We start from the raw sequence: 3,249 nt of genomic DNA on the forward strand, positions 1-3,249 counted from the left end.
TACTTGGTTCTTTGAAAACTAGATATTATTTAATTTCTATATTGAATTTGTATAAAAATACAATTTCAACCGAGAACACCGCGTTATTTTGAGTTTTAAAATATTAGTTTATTCGTAAATACTCAACTAACCAAACATCACGTAGTGATGAAATAGGTTAAGTTATGAAGGGCGCATGGTGGATGCCTTGGCACTAGGAGCCGATGAAGGACGGGACTAACACCGATATGCTTCGGGGAGCTGTACGTAAGCTTTGATCCGGAGATTTCCGAATGAGGAAACTCGATAATCTTAATCGATTATCACCAGCTAGAGAATACATATCTAGTTTGGGGGCAGACGTGGGGAACTGAAACATCTAAGTACCCACAGGAAGAGAAAGAAATTTCGATTCCCTAAGTAGCGGCGAGCGAACGGGGAACAGCTCAAACCAAAGAGCTTGCTCTTTGGGGTTGTAGGACTGAACATTTGAGTTACCAAGTTAATTGATAGTCGAATTATCTGGGAAGTTAAGCGATACAGGGTGATAGCCCCGTAGGCGAAATCAATTAACCTCAGTTCAGGATCCTGAGTACGGCGACACACGTGAAACGTCGTCGGAATCCGGGAGGACCATCTCCCAAAGCTAAATACTCCCTAGTGACCGATAGTGAACCAGTACCGTGAGGGAAAGGTGAAAAGCACCCCGGAAGGGGAGTGAAATAGTTCCTGAAACCATGTGCCTACAAGCAGTCAGAGCCCGTTAATGGGTGATGGCGTGCCTCTTGTAGAATGAACCGGCGAGTTATGCTAACATGCAAGGTTAAGGCGAAAAGTCCGGAGCCGTAGCGAAAGCGAGTCTGAATAGGGCGTTACAGTATGTTGGGATAGACCCGAAACCAGGTGATCTACCCATGTTCAGGCTGAAAGTGCGGTAAAACGCACCGGAGGGCCGAACCCGTGTACGTTGAAAAGTGCTGGGATGAAATGTGGGTAGCGGTGAAATTCCAAACGAACTTGGAGATAGCTGGTTCTCTCCGAAATAGCTTTAGGGCTAGCCTCGGACTTAGAATCATGGAGGTAGAGCACTGTTTGGGTGAGGGGCCCGTCATGGGTTACTAAATTCAGATAAACTCCGAATACCATCGATTTATATGTCCGGGAGTCAGACGATGAGTGATAAGATCCACCGTCGAAAGGGGAACAGCCCAGACCACCAATTAAGGTCCCTAAATATATGCTGAGTGGAAAAGGATGTGGAGTTGCATAGACAACTAGGATGTTGGCTCAGAAGCAGCCACCATTTAAAGAGTGCGTAATAGCTCACTAGTCGAGTGATTCTGCGCCGAAAATTTACCGGGGCTAAGCATATTACCGAGATTGTGGACATGACGTAGTCATGTGATAGGAGAGCGTTCTAAGGGCAACGAAGGTAGACCGTAAGGACTGCTGGAGCGCTTAGAAGTGAGAATGCCGGTATGAGTAGCGAAAGAATAGTGAGAATCTATTCCACCGATTGACTAAGGTTTCCTGGGGAAGGCTCGTCCTCCCAGGGTAAGTCGGGACCTAAGCCGAGGCCTAGAGGCGTAGGCGATGGATAACAGGTTGAGATTCCTGTACTAGTTAATTATGTTTGAGCGATGGAGGGACGTAGAAGGCTAACCTGTGCGCACTGTTGGATATGTGCGTTCAAGCAGTAAGTCAGGTAATGAGTGAAATGCTTGTGACCGTGTTGACAAGCTGTGATGAGGATCGAAATAAAGTAGAGAAGTGGGCCATGTCACGCTACCGAGAAAAGCTTCTAGTGAGTAATTAACTACCCGTACCGCAAACCGACACAGGTAGTCAAGGAGAGTATCCTAAGGTGAGCGAGTGAACTCTCGTTAAGGAACTCGGCAAAATGACCCCGTAACTTCGGGAGAAGGGGTGCTGCACGCAAGTGCAGCCGCAGTGAAAAGGCTCAGGCGACTGTTTATCAAAAACACAGGTTTCTGCAAAATCGTAAGATGAAGTATAGGGGCTGACGCCTGCCCGGTGCTGGAAGGTTAAGTGGATGAGTTAGCTTCGGCGAAGCCCAGAAACGAAGCCCCAGTAAACGGCGGCCGTAACTATAACGGTCCTAAGGTAGCGAAATTCCTTGTCGGGTAAGTTCCGACCCGCACGAAAGGCGTAACGATCTGAGCACTGTCTCAACGAGAGACTCGGTGAAATTGAGATACCTGTGAAGAAGCAGGTTACCCGCGACAGGACGGAAAGACCCCATGGAGCTTTACTGTAATTTGATATTGGGTGTTGACATAGCTTGTACAGGATAGGTAGGAGCCGTGGAAACCGGGACGCTAGTTTCGGTGGAGGCATTGTTGGGATACTACCCTCGCTGTGCTAACACTCTAACCCGCACCACTTATCGTGGTGGGAGACAGTGTCTGATTGGCAGTTTGACTGGGGCGGTCGCCTCCTAAACAGTAACGGAGGCGCCCAAAGGTTCCCTCAGAATGGTTGGAAATCATTCTTCGAGTGTAAAGGCAAAAGGGAGCTTGACTGCGAGACAGACAGGTCGAGCAGGGACGAAAGTCGGGCTTAGTGATCCGGTGGTACCGTATGGAAGGGCCATCGCTCAACGGATAAAAGCTACCCTGGGGATAACAGGCTTATCTCCCCCAAGAGTTCACATCGACGGGGAGGTTTGGCACCTCGATGTCGGCTCATCGCATCCTGGGGCTGTAGTTGGTCCCAAGGGTTGGGCTGTTCGCCCATTAAAGCGGTACGCGAGCTGGGTTCAGAACGTCGTGAGACAGTTCGGTCCCTATCCGTCGCGGGCGTAGGAAATTTGAGGGGAGCTGTCTCTAGTACGAGAGGACCGAGATGGACATACCGCTGGTGTACCAGTTGTCCCGCCAGGGGCATCGCTGGGTAGCTATGTATGGATGAGATAAACGCTGAAAGCATCTAAGTGTGAAACCGACCTCAAGATGAAATTTCCCATTCCTTTATGGAAGTAAGACCCCTAAGAGATGATTAGGTAGATAGGCTAGAAGTGGAAGTGCAGTGATGTATGGAGCGGACTAGTACTAATTGGTCGAGGACTTAACCAAGTAAGGTAGTAATCGGAAGAAATAAATAATATCTAGTTTTGAGAGAACGAAGTTCTTTCAGATAAATAGTGTGGTGGCGATAGCTAGAAGGATACACCTGTTCCCATGCCGAACACAGAAGTTAAGCTTCTAAACGCCGATAGTAGTTGAGGGATCGCCCTCTGCAAGGGTAGGA

Annotated in this window: 2 rRNA genes; both read left to right on the top strand. The window is 48.5% G+C overall.

The features are described from left to right. Positions 1-155: 155 nt before the first annotated feature. Positions 156-3,074 (top strand): 23S ribosomal RNA (locus OEZ61_RS07935). A gap of 69 nt (positions 3,075-3,143) precedes the next feature. Beyond that, a 5S ribosomal RNA gene (rrf, locus tag OEZ61_RS07940) occupies positions 3,144-3,249 on the top strand; the annotation flags it as partial.

The sequence above is a fragment of the Apilactobacillus sp. EABW-1NA genome (assembly GCF_030398685.1).
Taxonomy (GTDB): domain Bacteria; phylum Bacillota; class Bacilli; order Lactobacillales; family Lactobacillaceae; genus Apilactobacillus; species Apilactobacillus waqarii.